We start from the raw sequence: 20,042 nt of genomic DNA, 5'->3' as shown, positions 1-20,042 counted from the left end.
TCGTCTTCCCCACCATCACTAGGCATCTGACACAGGACGCTACCCAGCCCATCGCCGCCCTGCAAGGCTGACTGCCGTCCCCTTAAAACGGCCCTCGCGCCACTCATCCCGTGTCACCCTGCCATTGATGCAAATAGATCAAAAGTAATTTGATGTCATCGTCATTTTTGCCAACAAACTCCGGGGGCATACTGCCGCCATTCTCCCGTCGGGAGTCACCATTCAAGGAGTTTGTATGCCACTGGCGTTGTTTGCCCTCACCCTAAGTGCCTTTGCGATCGGCACCACCGAGTTTGTCATCGTGGGGCTCATTCCCACCATAGCCGAGCAGCTGCACGTCTCCCTGCCCTCGGCGGGCCTGCTGGTCAGTCTCTATGCCCTCGGCGTCGCCATCGGCGCCCCCCTGTTGACCGCCCTGACCGGCAAGCTGCCGCGCAAGTGGCTATTGGTGGGGCTGATGGCGCTCTTCACCGCCGGCAACCTGCTCGCCTGGCAGGCCCCCGGTTACGAGAGCCTGATCGTCGCCCGTGTGCTGACCGGGCTGGCCCACGGGGTCTTCTTCTCGGTGGGCAGCACCATCGCCACGGGCCTCGTGGCCAAGGAGAAGGCGGCGAGCGCCATCGCCATCATGTTCAGCGGCCTGACCGTCGCCCTGGTGACCGGCGTGCCGCTCGGCACCTGGATTGGTCAGCAGTTTGGCTGGCGCGAAACCTTCCTGGTGGTCAGCCTGCTCGGGGTCATCGCCATGGTGGGCAGCCTGCTGCTCATCCCGAATAACCTGCCCAAGGGGGCGGCCTCCAGTATTCGTGAACAGCTCTCGGTGCTGACCCACAAGCCGCTGCTGCTGGTCTATGCCAAGACGGCGCTCGGTTACGGCGGCGCCTTCACGGCGTTTACCTTCCTCGCCCCCATCCTGCAGCAGGTGAGCGGCTTCGGCGCCAACGCGGTGAGCCTCATCCTGCTGGTGTACGGGGTATCGGTGGCGGTCGGCAACATCTGGGGTGGCAAGCTGGCCGACAAGATGGGCCCACTGCCCGCCTTGAAGCTGTTGTTTGCCGGCCTCGCCCTGGTGCTGCTCATCCTCACCTTCACCGCGCCGCACCCTGTGCTCGCCGTGCTCACCGTGCTGGTGTGGGGCGCCTTCGCGTTCGGCAACGTGCCTGGGCTGCAGGTGCTGGTGGTCAAACAGGCCGAAATCCACACCCCCAACGCCGTGGACGTGGCCTCCGGCCTCAACATCGCCGCCTTCAACGTCGGCATCGCGCTGGGTTCTGTGGTGGGCGGTTTCGTGGTGGAGCACCTGGGGCTGATGCACACCCCCTGGATCGGGGCGCTGATCGTGTTGCTGGCCTATGGTCTCACCCATATCAGCGAGGTCAGTGCACGGCGCGCCGCACGCCCGGCGATCGCCTAAGCCCCGGGCAACAAAAAGGCCGACACCCAGTGTCGGCCTTTTTCATTGGCAAGATGGTGCGGCTCAAGACTCCTTGAGATCCTCATCCGCGGCCCAGCGCGCCTCGAGCCAGAGCAGGTTGACCAGGCCGCACAGCAGCGCAAACCCCAGCCCCAGTATCCAGGTGAAATACCACATATCGAAGACTCCTCAATTCCTGTGTTAGTAGAGGCTATGGCCGTGTTCGCGCACCTGCTCGGTGCTCATCTTGCCCCGCGCCACCCAGTAGACCCAGAGGGTGTAGCCGATGTTGATGGGCATCAGCACGGCGACTATGCCCAGCATGATGAAGAGGGTGCGCTCGCTGGAGGTGCCGTCCCACAGGGTCAGGCTACTCGACGGATCCAGGGACGAGGGCAGCACGAAGGGGAACAGGGCGATGGCGATGGTCAGCATCATGGCGGCGCAGGCACCGCCGCTGGTGACGATGGCGAGGCGCGCCCGACCAAGACTGCTTGCCAGCGCGCTCAAGAGCGGCAGCAAGAGGCCAAGGGCCGGCACAGCCCAGAGCACGGGGTGCGCCATGAAGTTGCCAAACCAGCCATCCGGCGCCGTCGTCACCTGTTTCATCAGGGGGGTCAGGGAGCTGTTGAGATCCCCAATCTCGGCTATCTGGTAGCCGCGCATCTGGCTGAGCCAGAAGCCGCCCAAGGCAAATAGGCTACTTGCCAGGGGGCCGAGCCAGCGGCTCTGACGAGCGCAGCGCGCCGCTATCACCCCTTGGGTCTTGCACTGCAGGAAGCTGCAGCCATGGAGCATCAGCAGGGCCAGCGCCGTACCCATGCAGGTGAAGAGCAGGGGCCAGTTGAAATCGAAGGCACCATAGTGGATGCGAAGGGCCGAATCGAAGCGAAACGGCAAGCCTTGCAGCAGGAAGCCCAGGGTAGCGCCAAACACCAGGGTCGGCAGCAGGGCTCCCATCACCAGGGCCCGGTCCCACCAGCGGCGCCACACGGGATCCGGCAGCTTGCTGCGATAGTCAAAACCGACCGGGCGCAGGAAGAGGCCAAACAGCAGGAACATGAAGGGCACATAGAGCGCCGAGAAGGAGGCGGCATAGACCAGAGGCCAGGCGGCGAACAGGGTGCCGGCGCCGGCGATGAGCCACACCTGGTTGCCCTCCCACACGGGGCCCACGCTGTTGAGTAGCACCCGCCGCTCCTCATCGTTCTTGGCCACCACGGGCAACAGCATGCCGACCCCAAGATCGAAGCCATCCATCACCACGAAGCCGATGAGCAGGAAGAGCACCAGCCCCCACCAGACGAGTTTCAGGGTTTCGTAATCCATCAGACGGGACTCCCGTTTTTCAACACTTCACCTTGATAACGACCCGTCTGCAGGCTGGCGGGCCCTTTGCGGATCACGTGACGCAACAAGAACAGCTCCACCACCAGCAGCGTGCTGTAGATGAGGAAGATGGAGATGAGGCTGAACCAGAGTTGGCCCGGTTGCAGCAAGGAGACAGAGGCCGACACCGGCAGCACGTCGCTGATGGTCCAGGGCTGGCGGCCGAACTCGGCCACGAACCAGCCCGCCTCGATGGCAACCCAGGGCAGCGGTATGCTCCAAAGCAGCGCCTTGAGCAAGCGGGTCGATTGCACCAGCCTGCCCCGGCACAGTTGCAGGAAGGCGGCGGTAAAGAGCAGCAGCAACACCACCCCTATGCCCACCATCAGTCGGAAGCTCCAGAACAGCGGCGCCACCTGGGGAATGGAGTCGTCCACCGCCCGGGCTATGGCCGCCTCGTCCGCCTTGCCAATTTCCTTGGCGTAGGGGGTCAGCAGCAGGCCGTAGCCGAGATCGGCGCGGTGGCGCTCGAAGGTGGCCCTGGCCTCGGCATTGCCACCATCCGCTCGCAGGGCTTCCAGGGCGTCGTGGGCCAGCATGCCGCTGCGGATGCGCACCTCGTGCTCGGCCTTGAGATCTTTCAGGCCCGTCACCTGCTCATCGAGAGAGCGGGTGGCGATGATGCCCATCAGATAGGGGATCTTGACCGCGGCGTGGGTGGTCTCGGCGCTCTGATCCGGCAGGCCGAACAGGGTGAAGGAGGCAGGGGCCGGCTCGGTGTGCCACTCCGCCTCGATGGCGGCAAGTTTCACCTTCTGCACCTCGCCGGTGCGATAGCCAGACTCGTCACCCAGTACTATGACCGAGAGGATGGCGGCCAGACCAAAGCCCGAGGCGATGGCGAAGGATCGCAGGGCGAAGCGTACCTCCATGCGGCGCAGCAGATACCAGCTGCTCACCCCCATCACGAACAGGGAGGCGGCCACATAGCCCGCCGCCACCGTGTGCACGAACTTGACCTGGGCGACCGGGTTGAAGATGACAGCGGCCACGTCCACCAGCTCCATGCGCATCGTCATGGGGTTGAACTCGGCACCGACCGGGTTCTGCATCCAGCCGTTGGCGATGAGGATCCAGAGCGCGGAGAGGTTGGAGCCGAGCGCCACCAGCATGGTCACCAGCAGGTGCTGACCGCGGGAGAGCTTGTCCCAGCCGAAGAAGAAGAGCCCCACCAGGGTGGACTCGAGGAAGAAGGCCATCAGCCCCTCTACCGCCAGCGGGGTGCCGAAGATGTCGCCGACGTAGTGGGAGTAGTAGGCCCAGTTGGTCCCGAACTGGAACTCCAGGGTGATCCCGGTGGTCACCCCCATCACGAAGTTGATGCCGAACAACTTGCCCCAGAAGCGGGTGATGTCCTTGTAGATCACCTTGCCGGTCATCACGTAGGCCGACTCGGCAATCACCAGGATCCAGGACAGCCCCAGGGTGAGGGGTACAAACAGAAAGTGGAACATCGCCGTCGCGCCGAACTGTATTCGGGAGAGGCTGACCACATCATCCAGGCTTATCATGCATGACTCTCTATGTTGCATTTAACAGACAGGTTTTCGCCCGTTAAGTACAACACGTGCCATGACACCTATAACAGATGCAGTTATAGTTAAATACACCTATAACAGTTTGAGCCCATCATGTCCCGCTACGGCCAACTGGCAGATCAGCTGCAGCAGCAGATAGAGAGCGGCGTCTGGCGGCCGGGGGAGCGCATCCCTTCCATCCGCCAGAGCTGCAAGACCCATCATTTGAGCCCCATGACGGTGCTGCAAGCCTATCAGCTGCTGGAGAGCCGCGGCCTGGTGCTGGCGCGGCCCCAGTCCGGTTACTACGTCAAGGCCGCCGCCTCCCCCCAGCGCATCAGCGCTCCCCAGCAGGCGCACTACAGCGGTTCTGTGGACATCAACGATCTGGTGTTCGAGGTGCTGCAGGCGAGCAAGTCCCGGGATCTGGTGCCGCTCGGCATGGCGGTGGCGGATCCCGCCCTCTTCCCCCACCCCCAGCTCGGCCGGGCGCTGGGCAGCTGCATGCGCCGGCTCGATCCCTTCAGCACGGTGGCAGACCTCCCCCCCGGCAACGAGACGTTGCGCCGGGCCATCGCTCGCCGCTATGCGGACGACGGCCTGCTGGTCGACCCCCAGCAGATCATCATCACCACAGGGGCCATGGAGGCGCTCTCCCTCAGCCTGCAGGTGCTGACCGAGCCGGGAGACTGGGTGGTGGTGGAGTCCCCCACCTTCTACGGCGCCCTGCAGGCCATAGAGCGTCTGCAGCTCAAGGCGGTGGAGATCCCCGTGATCCCCGGGGTCGGCATCGATCTCGCGCTGTTGGCACAGGCCCTCGCCCAGCGCCCCATCAAGGCGTGCTGGCTGATGGGCAACGTCCAGCATCCGCTCGGCCATACCATGCCGGATGGCCACAAGGAGGCGCTGATGCTGTTGCTCAACGCCCACCGGGTGCCTTTGGTGGAGGACGACGTCTATGCGGAGATCTATTTTGGCCGCGAGCGACCGCGCCCGCTCAAGCATTGGGACTCGCGGGGGGACAGCCTGCTGTGCAGCTCATTTTCCAAATGCCTGGCGCCGGGCTTTCGAGTCGGCTGGGTGGTGGCGGGCCCCCATGCCGAGCGCATCCAGCGGCTGCAACTGATGTCGACCCTGTCCACCAATGTGCCGAGCCAGCTGGCGCTCGCCGACATGCTGCGCCAGGGCGGGGTGGATGCCCATTTTCGGCGATTGCGCCACACCCTGGCCCAGCGCCAGCAGCAGATGCGGGCCGCCCTGCTGCGCCTCTTGCCCCTGGATGTGCGCATCTCCTCCCCCGATGGCGGCTACTTCCTCTGGCTCGAATTTGACGAGCGCCTCGACAGCCGCGCCCTGCACGCCCAGGCGCTCACCTGCGGCTTTTCCCTGGCGCCCGGGGCCCTGTTTTCCAGTCAGGGCCAGCACAATCACTGCCTGCGCCTGAACAGCTCCCATCCCTGGAGTCCGGCGCTGGAGGCCGCCCTCAGCCAGTTGGCGGAGCTTATCCGGCAGCAGTTGGACAAACCCTCGTTGCGTTGAGCCCCTGAGGCAGTCGCAGCCCCTTTTCTCACTTTATTTTTCCGGGGCTGCATCCAATCGCCTCCCATCGTCGTCTCTTGCTTGAACCTCACTCAAGGAGAGACGATGAAATCCCACCCCCTCTGGCTCACCCTGCTCTGCTCGGCCCTTGTTCAGCCGCTGCAGGCCGCCCCTCTTGCCCAACAGGCTGGCGCGTCCCCCCAGACCGACGCTATTCATCAGGCCAATGACGGCGTGATCCGCCTCTATGGCCCTGGCGGGCCCGACAGCGCATTGAAGCGCGCCGCCGCGGCTTTCCAGCAGGAGACAGGGATCCCGGTCGAGGTTATCGCAGGCCCGGAATCCAGCTGGCGCGACAGGGCCGTCAGGGATGCGGATCTCATCTTCGCCGGCGCCGAGCAATCCATGTCCGCCTACCTGCAGAGCTACCCCTTCCTCGATCCCCAAAGCACCCACGCCCACTACCTGCGCCGCAGCGTCATCGCGGTGCAGAAGGGCAACCCGGCCGGGATCCGCGGCATGGCGGATCTCATCAACCGCCCCCTCAAGGTGGTGGTGACCGAGGGGCTCGGCAACTACAACACCTCGGGCACAGGCCTTTGGGAAGACATCGCCGGGCGCAAGGGATCCCTGGCCGATGTACAGAAGCTCAGAGGCAACATCATCGCCTTCGCCCAGGGTAGCGGCGCTAGCCTGCGAGCCTTCACCGGCCAGCAGGCCGATGCTTGGATCACCTGGGTGCACTGGCCCCTGGACCACAAGGACAAGGCCGATTTCGTCGAGATCGAGCCGGAGCGCCGCATCTATCGCGGCCTGCTGATCAGCAAGGCGCAGGGGGCGGATGCCAGCACCCGGCAGTTTATCGACTTCATCGACAGCCCCAAGGGGGAGCCCTTCTTCACCCAGGACGGCTGGACCCGTTAACCCAAGGAGAGACCCATGAAAAAGACCCTGATCGCCCTCACCCTGCTGCCACTCGGCTCCCTCTGGGCCATGGATATGCAGCCCGTCCCCGGCGCCGAACAGCTGCCCCTCGCCTGGATGACAGAGAACGGCAAGGCCTATCTGGTCGATGCCAAGGGCTTCAGTCTCTACCGCTTCGACAAGGATGCCCAAGGAAAATCAAACTGTTATGCTGAGTGCGCCGAGAAGTGGCCCCCCGCCCTTGCCAGTGCGCAGCAGATCGAGGCGGGCCTTGGCAAGGGGGCGGATGCCGGTTTTGGCCTGATCCTGAGAGACGACGGCCAATCCCAGTGGAGCTACCTTGGCCAGCCCCTCTATCGCTGGATCAAGGATGAGCAGCCCGGCCAGAGCAGCGGCGACGGGGTGAAAAACGTCTGGCACCGTGTCCAGTTATGAGGTCTGAGTGAATATCGACAACCAGCAACTCTCCCACCTGCTGGCGCGCTGCCGGCTCAGGGACAAGCAATCCTTCGAGGCGCTTTACCAGCTGACGGGTCAGCCCCTGTACGCCATGCTCTATGGCCTGCTCAAAGACAAGCAGTGGGCCGCGGACATATTGCAGGAGGGCTTTCTGAAGATCTGGCACGGCCAGAGCGCCTATCCCGTCGATTACCCCTGGGCCTGGCTCTGCCAGTGCATGCGCAATCTGGCCATCGATGCCTTGCGGGCCAGGGCTCGCCACGGGGAGGTGCCCTGGGATGAGGGATTGGCTGGGCACAGCGAGGGGGGCCTGCCCCCCTCTTTCTCCCTCGAGCGCTGTCTCGAGCAACTCTCCGCCGACAAGCGCAACGCCATCGTGCTGGCCTATCGCCACGGGCTGAGCCATCAGGAGATCGTCAGCCACACCCAGACGCCGCTTGGCACCGTCAAGTCCTGGATCCGGCGCGGACTGGAGGAGCTCAAGCTATGCCTGACCCAATGACCCCCAAACGCTACCGGGACCCCGTCCTGCGCGAGCGGCTCGCCGGCGAATACGTGCTGGGCACTCAGAGCCCCCGGGTCCGGGCCAGGCTCGACGCCCTGATGGCCCGCGACCCCGACTGGTGGCAGTGGGTGGAACAGTGGCAACAGCATCTGGACCCCATCATGCACAACGGCCAGTCCGCGCCACCCTTACCCCGCAACACCTGGCGCAGGATAGAGCAAGGGATCTCCCCCAAACCCAGGCCAAACCGCCTGTGGTGGCCGCTCGCCATGGCCGCCTCCCTGTTGCTCGGTCTGTGGCTGCAACCCCTGCTGCCCTGGCAAGCCCCAGCCCCCATCCAGCCGGTAAGTTACCTGGCCATGATGTCTTCTGGGGGCGAAGAGACCCCCTTCGTGCTGGTCGCCTATCAGGGTGACAAACCGGGCCAGTCCAGCATCCGCCTGCAGCAGAATCAGGCGAGCCCGCTGCGCCTGCCCGCCGACGCCATGCTCTGGATGCGCGACCGGGAATCGGCCAGGCTGGTGCCCCTGGCGCCGCTGGCAGAGGTGATCGCCGGCCGCTTGATGACCCCCACCGAGTGGAAGCAGCTCAAGGAGAGCAGCGAACTGCTGGTGATGGACAAGGGGAGCGAGCGCCCCCTCTATCGCGGCCACTGCATCGAGCTCGGCTCCTGGCCGGCACAGAGCTGAGCGCGAGCGCAGCCCCTACGTCAGCAACAGCAAGGCCCCATCACGGGGCCTTGTTGTTAGCGCTGTTCCCCGACTTATCGGGCGTAGATCTCAGACTGGCGGGTAAAGCCCAGAGACTCGTAAAGCGACTTGGCCCTCTCATTGAATGACATCACCTCCAGCCGGATCTGGTTTGCATCCCGGGCCCTGGCCCACTCATCGCAGTGGGCGATCAAGGCCTTGCCGATGCCGAGGGAGCGATGACCCTCATCCACCACCACGGAGCCGATGCGGCAGATGGGGAGCTTGCTGAGGAAGGGGACTGACTCGTTGATGTCAATGCGGGCGGTCAGAAACCCCAGCACCCGCCCCTCGTCCACCGCCACACAGAACAGTCGCCCCTCGGCGCCGATGGCGCCGAGCAGGAAGCCGCGCTCCTCGGGGGAAGGTGGACAGAACACCTCGGGAGCCTGCTCGAAGTGGATCAGCCCTATCTGCCTGTTCAGCTCGAGGATGGCGTCGATATCCTGCTCGGTTGCCTTGCGTATCTCCAACGGGTGATCCTTGCTCTCTCGGTTTCCGATATAAAAAGCGTCATTCGTCACCACTTGGGTGAGAAAGAAGCATCTTAATGGGATAAGCGGGCAATAAAAAAGCCCCATGACGGGGCCTTTTCATCCAGTACAAACGTGCGGATCAGCTCGGCGCCCCCAGCTGGGCAACCTGCTTCTCTATGCTGCCCCTGAGGTTGTCATCGAGCTTGAGAGCCTTTGCCAGCTCATCGAGATAGCCGCGCTCCATGAAGTGATCTACCTCGATGGCGAGCAGGGAGGCGAGGTAGACCTCGGTGGCCTGCTCCATGTCGGTGACCTCCCGCGCCAGGGCCTGGGGGGCCAGCGGGCGGGCCAGCTCGGCATCAATCCAGCGCGCCGCGTCACTTTGCCCCTGCTCGGCCAGATAATCCTGGATCTTCTGGCGCTCGGCCGCGTCTATGTGGCCGTCGGCCCGGGCCGCCGCCACCATGGCACGTACCAGCAGGGTCGAGCGGGCGTCCAGCGCCTGCCCCTGCAGGGTATCGAGGGGCTGGGCAGGTTGGGCCGCGCCGCCCTGCTGACTCTGCCAATCCTGATAGAGCTTGTAGGCGAGACCGCCGAGGGCTGCCGCGCCGCCCACCGCCGCCACCTTGCCGCCATACTTGCGCACCTTCTTGTTGCCGAGCAGCAAGGCCATGGCCCCGGCTGCCAGACCGCCCTGCGCCATGCCCTTCATCTGGGCCTTGCGGCTGTCACCGCCGTCGTTGAGCCAGCCCTTGCCGGCGCCAAGCAGTTGATCGAGTATTTGTTTCATAGGCCCTCCTCATTGCATAGTGCTTTATGCTGGTTCGCCGCCACTGAACTCAAGGTGAATAAATGCCGCTGCCCCGCCTGTTGCTGCTGACCCTGCTGACCCTGATGGCGTTCGCCGCCAACTCTGTGCTCTGCCGCCTGGCGCTGTTTGAAGAGCGCATGGATCCGGCGCTGTTCACCCTGCTGCGCCTGACTAGCGGGGCCCTGGTGCTGATCCTGCTCTGCTCGGCCCGCCGTCCCCCACCGCCCCGCCAGGGGGACTGGGGCGGCGCCCTCTGCCTCATCACCTACGCCGCCGCCTTCTCCTTTGCCTACCTGACCCTGACCGCAGGCACCGGGGCCTTGCTGCTGTTCGCCGCCGTCCAACTCAGCATGCTGGCCCCGCCCCTGCTCCGGGGCGAACGGCTTCCCCCTCGCCAGTTGGCCGGCCTGCTGCTCGCCATGGCGGGTCTGGTATGCCTGCTGCTGCCCGGCATCCAGGCACCGGATCCCCTGGGGGCCGTACTCATGATAGCCGCAGGCATAGCCTGGGCCTGTTATACCCTGCGCGGGCCGCGCTTTAGCGATGCCCTCGCCGCCAATGCGGGCCACTTCCTGATGGCCAGCCTGCCTGCGGCCCTGATCTACCTGTTGCTGGGGCATCTCGACGCCAGCCCGGCCGCCATTGGCTACGCCCTGGCCTCGGGGGGACTCGCCTCCGGCCTCGGCTACGCCCTCTGGTATGGGGTGCTGCCCCACCTCGGCCGCACCCTGGCCGCCAGCGTTCAACTACTGGTGCCTCCCCTCGCCATCCTGGCCGGACTGATCTGGCTCGATGAGTCAGGCTCATGGCGGCTGTTGCTGTCGTCCCTCGGCATACTCGGGGGGATAGCCCTGGTCATAGCGGGGCGCCCCCCGCAAGGAGACAAATCATGATAAAGATGGTCATACTGCTGCTCGGTTGCACCCTCTGCGGCGGCCTGCTCGCCGCCAATCCGGACAAACAGACCCATCAGGCCGGACTGGACAGAGCCTGTATCAACGCCCGCCAACAGCAGACGGTGCAGGACAAGCAGCAACTCATCGATGCCTGCGTCAGGGCGGGGGGCAAGGCGAACCGATGTCAGCAGCAATACGCCAGCGTCGGCCAGCGCACCGGCAACGAGCGCCCCTATGTGTCGCCCCTGGCCCCCTGCCAGCAGGCCGAGGCTTACCGCAAGAGCAACCGGCAATGAGCCGAAGACAAGGAGAGAGCATGACCCCACCCCGCGAGCTGACCCTGCAGTTCCTGGCCGAGCCCGCCGACGTCAACTTCGGCGGCAAGGTGCACGGCGGCATGGTGATGAAGTGGATCGATCAGGCGGGCTACGCCTGCGCCGCTGGCTGGTGTGGTGGCTACGCCGTCACCGTCTACGTGGGGGGCATCCGCTTCCTGCGCCCCATCCAGATAGGCCAGTTGGTGGAGGTGCACGCCCAGGTGATCCACACCGGCACCACCAGCATGCACCTGGCGGTGGATGTCTACAGCCGCCACCCGACCAGTCGGGATCGCCACAAGACCACCCACTGCATCATCATCTTCGTCGCCATGGACGAGCACGGCAAACCGGGCAAGGTGCCCCAGTGGCAGCCGGTGAGCGAGGGGGATCTGCAGTTGCAGCAGTACGCCTTGAAGCTCATGGCCCTGCGCGAGGAGATAGACAAGGAGATGCGCCAACATCTGTGAGGTCGAGCCCCTCAACCCGGGCGCGGCCCTGTATACTGGCCGCCAGGATCAGACGAGACGTGGAGAAGAGATGTCACTGGAAAATGCCCCCCCCGAGATCAAACTCGCGGTGGATCTTATCGAACTGCTTGAGACCAACGAGATAGAACCGGCCCTGGCCCTGGCGGCGCTCGCCATAGTACAAAGAGACTATGAGCGCAAGCTCCAGCAGGCGGCGCACACCCAAGCAGACGGCACTGACCCCGACTGAGGGGAAAGTGCAAGGCTGAGCAGGCCGCGCTGGTGGCCGAAAAAGGCAGGCCTCATTTATCCAACCGGCAGAGAGGAGACGTCATGACAGCACCCATTCGATTCGAGCAGGGTCGGCCCATGTTGCTGGGGGGCCTGCGTCGTCACCACTTGTTCGCACAGGGAGATTTCGGCGGCCAGTGGCGGGACTTCGGCGCCTTGGGCCCGCTGCCGGGCCAGCTCGGTGAGCACGCCTACGGTGTCATCTGCGGCGCCGACGAGAGCGGCTGTGAATACATGTGCGCGGTGGAAGTGAGCGCCCTGGAAGTCCTGCCCCCCACCCTGGGCCGGATGCGCATCACTCCCCAGACTTACGCCGTCTTCCTGCATCAGGGCCAGGTATCTACCCTGCCCCGGACCTGGCAGGAGGCGCTGGACTGGCTCGTGCAATCCGATTACGGCTCCGCCCACAAGCCGGATTTCGAGCGCTACGGCCCCGAGTTTGACGCCCAAACCGGCAGCGGCGAGGTGGAAGTCTGGCTCGCCGTCTTGCCCAAACAGGCCATCGCCTGATCCCCGCTCGGGATCAGCGCGGCCCCATCACCTCGTCGCACAGGGTTATGAGGGCCTGGCTCAGGCTGTGAAGGGCCTCCCCCTCGCCCCCAAGGTGCAGGGCCAGCTCCACCGCCCCCATGGGGGGCCAGTCTGTCAGCTCGACCTGATCCCCCTGCACGAGTCGACTCGGCAACAGGCTGACCCCTATGCCGGCGCTCACCGCCCCCTGCAGGCTGGCGAGGCTGGCGCTGACGTAGGCGATGCGCCAGCGCAGCCCCCGCTCATCCAGCGCCTCCGTCATCTGCCGCCGGTAGAGCCCCTCGCTCGGGAACACCACCAGGGGCACAGGATCCCGCTCACGGGCGGGCCAGTCGCGGCTGTCGACCCAGGCCAGCGGCTCGCGCCAGCGGGCGACGGGATCCCCCTGCCCACGCCCCTGCTTGACCAGGGCGAGATCCAGCTCGCCGGCCTTGAAGTCCCGCCAGATCTCGTGACTGAGGCCGCTGCGCACCTCCAGTCGCACCAGGGGATAGTCGCGGGCGAAGGCCGCCAGCACAGGGGCCATGGCGCCGGCGGCAAAGTCCTCCGGCACCCCGAGGCGAAGAGGCAGACTCGCCTCGCTTATCCTGTCCCGGGCCTCCTCCAGCAGCGCCAGAATGCGCCGTGCCAGCCCGAGCAGCTTCTCCCCGGCCACCGTGGTCACCACGGTGCGGCCGCTGCGGTCGAGCAGGGGGCAGCCGAGCTGCTCTTCGAGGCGCCGCATCTGCTGGCTGATGGTGGACTGGGTCAGGTGCACCCGCTCACCAGCCCGGGTGAAACTGCCGCTCTCGACGATGGCGACAAAGCTGCGCAGCAGCTGGGGATCCAGGATGGGTCTCTCCATTTGGCCTCAATATCCATTTATGAAATCACTGATAGTCATTCTATCATTTAATTTCCAAATGAATTGGCGACCCGCTAGGCTCCCTCCATCCCCTTCTCTACCCCAGGATGACCCCATGTCGCCCCACCACCAATCCGGTACCCGCCTCGTCAACTCCCTCACCGCTCTCACTGGTCCCAGCCATCAGGAGTGGCTGGAGCAGGCGCTGCACCTGGCCCTGACCCATCGCCGGCAAGGGGGGCGCCCCTTCGCCGCCCTACTGGTGAAAGAGGGCAAGCTGGTGGCGAGCGCGGTGAACCGCATGCTGGAGGCGGGAGATCCCACCCGCCACGCCGAGATGGAGGCGTTGCGGGAGGCAAGCCAGCAGGGGCCGCTCAAGGGCGCAGTGGTCTACGCCAGCGGCCACCCCTGCCCTATGTGCCTGTGCGCCCTGGTGATGAACGGCATCAGCGCCGTCTACTACGCCTTCGATAATGCCGACGCGGCCCCCTTCGGTTTTGACAGCAGCGCCAGTTACGACAGGCTGCGACTGCCGCTATCCCCGCCGCCCCTGCCCCTCATCAAGCTGAAGAGCCCCATCCCGGCCTCTGCCCTCTACGGCAACCAGCATGAGTAAGCCGTCTACTCGGCAAGGAGCCGGCGCCCTGCTGGTGCTGGTAGTGCTGATTGGCATCAACCTGCGCCCCTTCCTCACCGCCATAGGCCCCCTCGCGGGGCAGATAGACGGGCGCCTCGCCATGGGCATGGATCAGCTCGCCTGGGTCACCCTGCTGCCCCTGCTGCTTATCGGCGTCGGCGTGCTCTGCACCCCGGCTCTGCTTCGCCGCAGCAGTGCCGGAGCCCTGCTCGGGGCGGCCTTGCTGCTGCTCGCACTCGGCAGCGCCCTGCGCCTTGACGTGAGCAACGGCGCCCTGCTGATTGCCAGCGCCGCCCTCTGCGGCCTGGGCTCGGCCCTGGTACAGGGGGTGCTGCCCGGCCTCATCAAGGGGACCTTCGCCCAACGGGTACCGCTGGTGATGGGGATCTTCTCCGCCTGCATGATGGGGGGCGGGGCGCTGGGCGCCATCCTGAGCCCGCGCCTCGCCGCCGTCATCGACTGGTCGCGGGTGCTGGCGCTCTGGAGCCTGCCGGTGCTGCTGGCCCTGGCTTGGCTCGCCTGGCGGGTACGGCTGCCGCGCCCGGCGCCGAATCCTCAATCACAGACGGAGCAGCGCCTCGTCGCCCTGCCCCGCAGCTGGCTGCTGATCGCCTGCTTTGGCATCATCAACAGCGGCTACGGCATCGTCGTAGCCTGGCTGGCCCCCTCGTATATGGCTCAGGGCTGGAGTGCCCAGGCCGGGGGCGAGCTGGTAGCCTGGCTGGCCCTGGCCCAGACCCTGAGCGGCCTGGGACTGCCGCTGCTGGCGGCGCGCAGGTTGGACAGGCGCCCCTGGATGGGGCTCGCCATCCTGCTGCAGGTGATAGGTTTTGGCGGCCTCTGGCTGGCTCCGCAGGCCGCCCCCATCCTCTGGTGCCTGCTGTGCGGCGCAGGCCTTGGCGGCAGCTTCTCCCTCATCATGGTGATAGCGCTCGATCACCTGCCGGATCCGCGCCGGGCCGGCAGCCTGAGCGCCCTGATGCAGGGGTTTGGCTTCATACTGGCGGCCACCGGCCCCTGGGTGGCGGCGCGCCTGCATCACCTGAGCGGCGACTTTGCCAGCGCCTGGCAGTGGCAGCTCGGTGGCTTGGTGCTGATGAGCCTGCTGGTGCTGCGCCTGAACCCCTCGCACTACCCGAGCGCCATGCGCCTGCCCGTGACTGGCGAGACGGCTGTCCCCTTGGCTGGCGAGACGAATGCTCCGCTGAGCACCCAAAGCAAGACACCGGCCTAGGGCCGGTGTCTTGGGAAGGTTGAAAAGCGAGTGACGGGGCGCTTAGCGCCCCTTCTTCTGCCGTCCACCCTGGTTGGTGCGCGGCTTGCCCACTGCGGGTTTACCGCCTTTGGCCGGGGCACCCTTGCCTCCGGCATTTTTCCCCGCACCGCCTTTGCCAGCGGCCCCCTTGGCGGGCCCCTTGCTCTCGAACGCCTCGGGCCCGGGCACATTGGGGCGACCGCCGATCTCGTGATCGTCGTCCCGACTGGGCTTCTTGCCCTGCGCCGCCTTGCCGCCTGCACCGCTTGGGGCCTTGGCAGCCGGCTTGTTGGCAGGGGCCGCTCCCTTGGCGGGTTTCACTTCGGAGGAGGAGTCTTCGATGAGCTTGAACAGCTCGATCAGCTCGTCGTCGGTGAGATCGCGCCACTCCCCTACCGGCAGCCCCTTGAGGCTGACGTTCATGATGCGGATGCGCTCGAGCTTGGTCACCTCGAAGCCGAAGTGCTCGCACATGCGGCGGATCTGGCGGTTCAGCCCCTGCACCAGGGTAATGCGGAACACGAAGGGGGCTTCCTTCTTCACCTTGCACTTCTTGGTGACGGCACCGAGGATGGGCACCCCGGCCCCCATGCCGCGGATGAATTCATCGGTCACCGGCTTGTCGACGGTCACCAGATACTCTTTCTCGTGATCGTTGCCCGCCCGCAGGATCTTGTTCACCAGATCCCCGTGGTTGGTGAGGAAGATGAGCCCCTGGGAGTCCTTGTCGAGCCGGCCTATGGGGAAGATGCGGGTGCTGTGGTTGACGAAGTCGACTATGTTGTCCTTCTCTCCCGCCTCCGTGGTGGAGACGATGCCCACCGGCTTGTTCAGCACGATGAACACCAGGCTGTCCGCCTCCCGCGCCTCGATCACCTGACCGTTGACCTTGACCAGATCCCCGGCAAACACCTGATCACCGATGCCGGCGCGCTTGCCGTTGATGAAGACGTTGCCCTGCTCGATGAAGCGATCCGCCTCGCGGCGCGAGCAGATGCCGCTCTCGCTGATGTACTTGTTCAGGCGCATGGATTCATCGGCCAGCATGGGTCACCTGCCTGTGCTGAAGGGTCGAGAAAGGGGTCGGCTGGGCTGACCAGCGCGTCGTCGGGTTAGTCTGCATAGAATTCCATCTTCAAGGAGGCAAGAAGCCTGCATCATCAAAAAACGCCGCTACAGTAGCATATTGCCCCGCATCCTTCGCCGGATACTTGGCATCCGCCTCCCCAAGGGGAGGGTCGCCATCCCCACGAGCGCCTTGGTCACCGCTCAGGCCCCCTCGAGATCACCAAGACCATCCCTCTTCCATTCATGCATATTTGACGCAACTTTTACCCAGGCCGGTTCACCCGAGGAAATCGCTATGGGTCGCCCTGTGAGGGCACAGTAGCGGCGCGGCTCGCACCACGCCAGTGCAAAACAGCTGAACTATTGCTTGCTATTTATTAATCAAAAATGCATAAAAAGATTTTCGCCAGCACGAATTATCTTGCCTTCTCGGCCGCCTCGGCGCCACCGGGGTCGGCAAGGATCGCAACCCTGCGATCATCGCTCATTCCCGCCATCGCGCAGCCATGTGGGTGCGGGGCATGATCGTCTCCGGCAAGAAGCCAAATGCATCATTCACGACAGGAGTTATCGATGAGTCATTCCCTCTCCCAGGCCGACTTTCTGGCCCAGGTGGCCAAGCGCAACCCCCATCAACCCGAGTTCATTCAGGCGGTGAACGAGGTGGTCGCCTCCATCTGGCCTTTCATCCAGCGCCATCCCCGCTATTTGCAGCACGGCCTGCTCGAGCGTCTGGTGGAGCCAGAGCGGCTGGTGCAGTTTCGGGTGAGCTGGGTGGACGATCAGGGCCGGGTGCAGGTGAACCGCGGCTATCGCATCCAGCACAGCTCCGCCATCGGCCCCTTCAAGGGGGGCATGCGCTTCCACCCCTCGGTGGATCTCTCCGTGCTGAAATTCCTCGCCTTCGAGCAGACCTTCAAGAACGCCCTCACCACTCTGCCCATGGGCGGCGGCAAGGGGGGCAGTGACTTCGATCCCAAGGGCAAGAGCGAGGGAGAGGTGATGCGCTTCTGCCAGGCGCTGATGCTGGAACTCTATCGCCACCTGGGCGCCAACACCGATGTGCCGGCTGGTGACATCGGCGTCGGCGGGCGCGAGGTGAGCTACATGGCGGGCATGATGAAGAAGCTCACCAACAGCGCCGAGTGCGTCTTCACCGGCAAGGGGCTCTCCTTCGGCGGCAGCCTCATTCGCCCGGAGGCCACCGGCTACGGCCTGCTCTACTTCGTCGAGGCCATGCTGGCTCACCGCGGCCAGTCTCTCGCGGGCATGACGGTCTCGGTATCGGGCTCGGGCAACGTGGCCCAGTACGCCATCGAGAAGGCGATGGCGCTCGGCGCCAAGGTCGTGACCGCCTCCGACTCCGGCGGCACCGTCTATGATCCGGACGGCTTCACCCCCGAGAAGCTAGCTCGCCTGATGGAGCTCAAGAACGAGCAGCGCAAACGGGTAGCGGATTACGCCCACGAGCTGGGGCTCGAGTTCTTCACCGGCCGCACCCCCTGGCACCTGCCGACCCAGGTCGCCCTGCCCTGCGCCACCCAGAATGAGCTGGATGCCGAAGATGCGGCGCAACTGATCGCCAACGGCGTGCAACTGGTGGCGGAGGGAGCCAACATGCCCTCCAGCGCCGCTGCCATCCAGGCGTTCCATCAGGCCCGGGTGTTGTTCGCCCCGGGCAAGGCCGCCAACGCCGGTGGGGTCGCCACCTCAGGCCTCGAGATGAGCCAGAACGCCCAGCGCCTTTCCTGGACCCGGGAGGAGGTGGACGCCCGCCTCAAGGGGATCATGACCAGCATCCACGGCACCTGCGTGCGCTACGGCCAGGACGGGGATCATCATGTGAACTACGAGAGCGGCGCCAACATCGCCGGCTTCGTCAAGGTCGCCGACGCCATGCTGGCGCAAGGGGTCTGCTGATCCCGGCGCCATAGCGGGGAAGGCTCCGCGACATTCGAGCACGAAGGGCAGCTCATGGCTGCCCTCTTCACATGCGTTTTCAGCAACTTCACACCTGTGCCTTTTGCATCCCACTTCACACTCCCTTCACCCGGCCATGACAGAGTGCCCGCTCTTTACACGGAGCGAGGACAATATGATGGTCAAGTGCGGCGTTTTTCTGATGGGGTTGGGAGTCGCCAGCTTTATGGCGTTCAGCCTGATCGGCTCCACCCTGGATGAAGAGGGGTTCTTGCATGAACCCTTCGCCCTGCTCCCTTTGGGCTATCTGTTACTGCTGGCGGGGGCGGGTGTGGCTATCCTCGGTGCGATCAGGGCGCGACACCGGCAAGGGCGCTCACAGGTAGACTGAGCCAGTTATCGCCATTCCCCATCCGGGCCCTGGGTATCAGAGGCTCGACAACTATCGACATAACAGGCTGTCTGCACTGCCTTTGCCTTCTAAATCAACATAAGTCGCCTTAGAGGTAGCGACTTATCTCGATAAGGTGCTGATCCGGATCCAGGAAATAGACGGATTCAATGGGTCCGCAGGCACCACTCTTGGTCACGGGGCCCTCCACTATCTCGACTCCGTGATGATGGAGTTGCGCCATCACCTGCTCCAGGGGCCAGTGGGTGATAAGGCAGATGTCCCCCGCCCCCACCCGGGCCCGGTTGCGCGGCTCCTGCCCCAGCAGCTGCAGATTGATCTTCTGGTTACCAAAGCGCAGGGCCCGCCGCCCAGCCCCGAAGGTGATGGCCTCCATCTCCAGCACCGAACTGTAAAACGCGACCGAGCGATCTATGTCGCTCACCGTCAACACCAGATGGTCGATATGGCTGATCATGTTGCCTCCTTGGCGCCGAATATCCTTTCTCATCCTACGCCAGAATAATCGGCAGAACTGTGCGAAAGCGCAGGCTCTCTACTTTTCATTAAATGCTTTTAGAATCTTAATCTTATGGTGATTATCCGCTGCATCACGGTGTCGTTTGAGGTAAGGTTGCATCCCAGATGATCGGAGTCGACCATGACCCTTGTTGCCAACCCAGATGACCAGACCATAAGGGGAAGCCAGGATCGACCTCACCACGCGGAGGCATGGGTGGCGTTAGGAAAGCCTTGGATAGAAGAAGAGTTGAGGGCGGCGGTTGCGGCTTACAGCGAGATGCGCAAGAAAGAGCAGGCTAGAGAGTCTTATACAAAGCGGCACTATTACGCCGAGTTGGCCGAGCGATTCGGACGTACCGAGAAAGCCTTCGAATATCGGATGCAGAATATCTCCTACCTCTACGCCTTGCTGGGCCTGACCTGGGTCTCTGGGTTAAAACCTGCCAAGAATGTCGGCCCTCAGCATACTCCCATTCTGGAGCGCCTCATCTGTGAGCAGGAAGGCCTGTCCTATACCGGGCTCGCCGAGTTTGAGCACAAGGTCATCGCCTATCAGGCAAGACCCGACCCCCTACCCCCAGCAGGTATTCAAGATCCCAAACCGCTCTATAGCGCTGCAACTAGCTATGCACGCGACCCTAAGGTCAAGGCCTGGGTGTTGATGACAGCGGCGGGTCTGTGTGAATGCTGCGATAAGCCAGCCCCCTTCACCACAACCACAGGAGCCCCCTTCCTGGAGGTCCACCACCTGCGCACCCTGGCGGACGGAGGCTCAGACACCATCGGCAATACGGTGGCCCTCTGCCCCAACTGTCACCGAGCCTTGCACTATGGCGCCGACCAGGGGGTGTTGAGAGAGGCGCTATATCAAAAGTTGGTACGACTGGTTCGAGAATAGGGGAACCACTTTCTATCTCCCCACTATGCCCCCAGACGGGCCCTTAGCGAATGCCCAGCGCCTGCTGCAGGCAACACGCATTTCTCACCTCGCTCGTCGGGGGTTTATTGAGTACCCCATGGAGATGGGCAGGGCATAGGATCGAGCGCCTTTAGCTATCCCCATGATTTTTAAGTGGGAATATTTGGGTCCAAGAAAAGAGTTCATGGATGCAAAGTG

General features: G+C 64.3%; 24 protein-coding genes. 16 read left to right on the top strand and 8 right to left on the bottom strand.

Features of this window, described 5'->3' with window-relative positions:
- Nucleotides 1-235: 235 nt before the first annotated feature.
- Nucleotides 236-1,414: an MFS transporter gene (locus ACT5M9_RS19915; RefSeq protein WP_457979418.1), complete on the top strand. Its 1,179-nt coding sequence runs from the start codon at nucleotides 236-238 to the stop codon at nucleotides 1,412-1,414.
- A gap of 63 nt (nucleotides 1,415-1,477) precedes the next feature.
- On the opposite strand, the gene cydX is transcribed toward ACT5M9_RS19915, so the two are convergent.
- The 3 genes from cydX to ACT5M9_RS19900 are packed head-to-tail and all read right to left on the bottom strand — an operon-like array spanning nucleotide 1,478 to nucleotide 4,314.
- Complete coding sequence (gene cydX / locus ACT5M9_RS19910; protein WP_005310033.1) at nucleotides 1,478-1,591, bottom strand: cytochrome bd-I oxidase subunit CydX; 114 nt, start codon at nucleotides 1,589-1,591, stop codon at nucleotides 1,478-1,480.
- A 24-nt stretch (nucleotides 1,592-1,615) separates the two neighbouring features.
- Complete coding sequence (gene cydB / locus ACT5M9_RS19905) at nucleotides 1,616-2,743, bottom strand: cytochrome d ubiquinol oxidase subunit II (RefSeq protein ID WP_457979421.1); 1,128 nt, start codon at nucleotides 2,741-2,743, stop codon at nucleotides 1,616-1,618.
- Entirely contained in the window at nucleotides 2,743-4,314 is a 1,572-nt protein-coding gene (locus ACT5M9_RS19900; protein WP_457979422.1) for a cytochrome ubiquinol oxidase subunit I, read from the bottom strand. The genes cydB and ACT5M9_RS19900 overlap by 1 nt, the downstream gene beginning before the upstream one ends.
- Nucleotides 4,315-4,434: 120 nt before the next feature.
- Between ACT5M9_RS19900 and ACT5M9_RS19895 the strand changes: the two genes are divergently transcribed.
- The 5 genes from ACT5M9_RS19895 to ACT5M9_RS19875 all read left to right on the top strand — a co-directional run bounded on the left by ACT5M9_RS19895 (nucleotide 4,435) and on the right by ACT5M9_RS19875 (nucleotide 8,436).
- The gene (locus ACT5M9_RS19895; protein ID WP_457979424.1) at nucleotides 4,435-5,859 is read left to right on the top strand and encodes an aminotransferase-like domain-containing protein; all 1,425 of its coding nucleotides are present in this window, start codon (nucleotides 4,435-4,437) and stop codon (nucleotides 5,857-5,859) included.
- Nucleotides 5,860-5,964: 105 nt separating this feature from the next.
- The gene (locus tag ACT5M9_RS19890) at nucleotides 5,965-6,783 is read left to right on the top strand and encodes a substrate-binding domain-containing protein (RefSeq protein WP_457979425.1); all 819 of its coding nucleotides are present in this window, start codon (nucleotides 5,965-5,967) and stop codon (nucleotides 6,781-6,783) included.
- A 15-nt stretch (nucleotides 6,784-6,798) separates the two neighbouring features.
- Nucleotides 6,799-7,218 carry a COG4315 family predicted lipoprotein gene (locus ACT5M9_RS19885; RefSeq protein ID WP_457979427.1) on the top strand — a complete coding sequence of 140 codons (420 nt, stop codon included), beginning with the start codon at nucleotides 6,799-6,801 and terminating at the stop codon, nucleotides 7,216-7,218.
- A 7-nt stretch (nucleotides 7,219-7,225) separates the two neighbouring features.
- A complete protein-coding gene (locus ACT5M9_RS19880; protein WP_457979429.1) occupies nucleotides 7,226-7,744 on the top strand; it encodes an RNA polymerase sigma factor in 519 nt (172 codons plus the stop codon).
- Nucleotides 7,729-8,436 (top strand): hypothetical protein, encoded by a 708-nt coding sequence (locus ACT5M9_RS19875; RefSeq protein WP_457979431.1) that lies wholly within the window; start codon nucleotides 7,729-7,731, stop codon nucleotides 8,434-8,436. The genes ACT5M9_RS19880 and ACT5M9_RS19875 overlap by 16 nt, the downstream gene beginning before the upstream one ends.
- Nucleotides 8,437-8,510: 74 nt before the next feature.
- Here the strand turns inward: ACT5M9_RS19875 and ACT5M9_RS19870 are convergent, their stop codons facing one another.
- A complete protein-coding gene (locus ACT5M9_RS19870; protein WP_457979433.1) occupies nucleotides 8,511-8,969 on the bottom strand; it encodes a GNAT family N-acetyltransferase in 459 nt (152 codons plus the stop codon).
- 142 nt (nucleotides 8,970-9,111) lie between these two features.
- Nucleotides 9,112-9,762, bottom strand: coding sequence for a tellurite resistance TerB family protein (locus tag ACT5M9_RS19865; RefSeq protein WP_457979434.1), 651 nt, complete (start codon nucleotides 9,760-9,762; stop codon nucleotides 9,112-9,114).
- 62 nt (nucleotides 9,763-9,824) lie between these two features.
- On the opposite strand from ACT5M9_RS19865, the gene ACT5M9_RS19860 reads away from it, so the two are divergent.
- From ACT5M9_RS19860 to ACT5M9_RS19840, 5 genes are all read left to right on the top strand, one after another.
- The gene (locus ACT5M9_RS19860; protein WP_457979436.1) at nucleotides 9,825-10,676 is read left to right on the top strand and encodes a DMT family transporter; all 852 of its coding nucleotides are present in this window, start codon (nucleotides 9,825-9,827) and stop codon (nucleotides 10,674-10,676) included.
- A complete protein-coding gene (locus ACT5M9_RS19855) occupies nucleotides 10,673-10,975 on the top strand; it encodes a hypothetical protein (RefSeq protein ID WP_457979438.1) in 303 nt (100 codons plus the stop codon). The genes ACT5M9_RS19860 and ACT5M9_RS19855 overlap by 4 nt, the downstream gene beginning before the upstream one ends.
- A 20-nt stretch (nucleotides 10,976-10,995) precedes the next feature.
- Nucleotides 10,996-11,466: an acyl-CoA thioesterase gene (locus ACT5M9_RS19850; RefSeq protein WP_438549847.1), complete on the top strand. Its 471-nt coding sequence runs from the start codon at nucleotides 10,996-10,998 to the stop codon at nucleotides 11,464-11,466.
- A gap of 70 nt (nucleotides 11,467-11,536) precedes the next feature.
- Nucleotides 11,537-11,716 carry a pleiotropic regulatory protein RsmS gene (gene rsmS / locus ACT5M9_RS19845; protein WP_457979440.1) on the top strand — a complete coding sequence of 60 codons (180 nt, stop codon included), beginning with the start codon at nucleotides 11,537-11,539 and terminating at the stop codon, nucleotides 11,714-11,716.
- Nucleotides 11,717-11,799: 83 nt separating this feature from the next.
- Nucleotides 11,800-12,267, top strand: coding sequence for a GyrI-like domain-containing protein (locus tag ACT5M9_RS19840; protein ID WP_457979442.1), 468 nt, complete (start codon nucleotides 11,800-11,802; stop codon nucleotides 12,265-12,267).
- Nucleotides 12,268-12,280: 13 nt separating this feature from the next.
- Here the strand turns inward: ACT5M9_RS19840 and ACT5M9_RS19835 are convergent, their stop codons facing one another.
- Entirely contained in the window at nucleotides 12,281-13,120 is an 840-nt protein-coding gene (locus tag ACT5M9_RS19835) for a LysR family transcriptional regulator (protein ID WP_457980593.1), read from the bottom strand.
- 127 nt (nucleotides 13,121-13,247) lie between these two features.
- Between ACT5M9_RS19835 and ACT5M9_RS19830 the strand changes: the two genes are divergently transcribed.
- Nucleotides 13,248-13,748 carry a nucleoside deaminase gene (locus tag ACT5M9_RS19830; RefSeq protein WP_457979444.1) on the top strand — a complete coding sequence of 167 codons (501 nt, stop codon included), beginning with the start codon at nucleotides 13,248-13,250 and terminating at the stop codon, nucleotides 13,746-13,748.
- Nucleotides 13,741-15,003: a cyanate transporter gene (locus ACT5M9_RS19825; RefSeq protein WP_457979446.1), complete on the top strand. Its 1,263-nt coding sequence runs from the start codon at nucleotides 13,741-13,743 to the stop codon at nucleotides 15,001-15,003. The genes ACT5M9_RS19830 and ACT5M9_RS19825 overlap by 8 nt, the downstream gene beginning before the upstream one ends.
- A 42-nt stretch (nucleotides 15,004-15,045) precedes the next feature.
- Here the strand turns inward: ACT5M9_RS19825 and rluF are convergent, their stop codons facing one another.
- Nucleotides 15,046-16,071: a 23S rRNA pseudouridine(2604) synthase RluF gene (gene rluF, locus ACT5M9_RS19820; protein WP_457979448.1), complete on the bottom strand. Its 1,026-nt coding sequence runs from the start codon at nucleotides 16,069-16,071 to the stop codon at nucleotides 15,046-15,048.
- A 594-nt stretch (nucleotides 16,072-16,665) separates the two neighbouring features.
- On the opposite strand from rluF, the gene gdhA reads away from it, so the two are divergent.
- Together gdhA and ACT5M9_RS19810 are read left to right on the top strand one after the other, a co-directional pair.
- The gene (gene gdhA / locus ACT5M9_RS19815; protein WP_457979450.1) at nucleotides 16,666-18,012 is read left to right on the top strand and encodes an NADP-specific glutamate dehydrogenase; all 1,347 of its coding nucleotides are present in this window, start codon (nucleotides 16,666-16,668) and stop codon (nucleotides 18,010-18,012) included.
- A 175-nt stretch (nucleotides 18,013-18,187) separates the two neighbouring features.
- Nucleotides 18,188-18,403, top strand: coding sequence for a DUF3955 domain-containing protein (locus ACT5M9_RS19810; RefSeq protein ID WP_457979452.1), 216 nt, complete (start codon nucleotides 18,188-18,190; stop codon nucleotides 18,401-18,403).
- 109 nt (nucleotides 18,404-18,512) lie between these two features.
- On the opposite strand, the gene ACT5M9_RS19805 is transcribed toward ACT5M9_RS19810, so the two are convergent.
- Nucleotides 18,513-18,881 carry a VOC family protein gene (locus tag ACT5M9_RS19805; RefSeq protein ID WP_457979454.1) on the bottom strand — a complete coding sequence of 123 codons (369 nt, stop codon included), beginning with the start codon at nucleotides 18,879-18,881 and terminating at the stop codon, nucleotides 18,513-18,515.
- Nucleotides 18,882-19,064: 183 nt separating this feature from the next.
- Between ACT5M9_RS19805 and ACT5M9_RS19800 the strand changes: the two genes are divergently transcribed.
- Nucleotides 19,065-19,823 (top strand): HNH endonuclease, encoded by a 759-nt coding sequence (locus tag ACT5M9_RS19800; RefSeq protein WP_457979456.1) that lies wholly within the window; start codon nucleotides 19,065-19,067, stop codon nucleotides 19,821-19,823.
- Nucleotides 19,824-20,042: the final 219 nt, after the last annotated feature.

Source organism: Aeromonas sp. AE23HZ002T15 (genome assembly GCF_054165525.2).
This window is presented reverse-complemented; position numbering and strand designations above follow the sequence as displayed.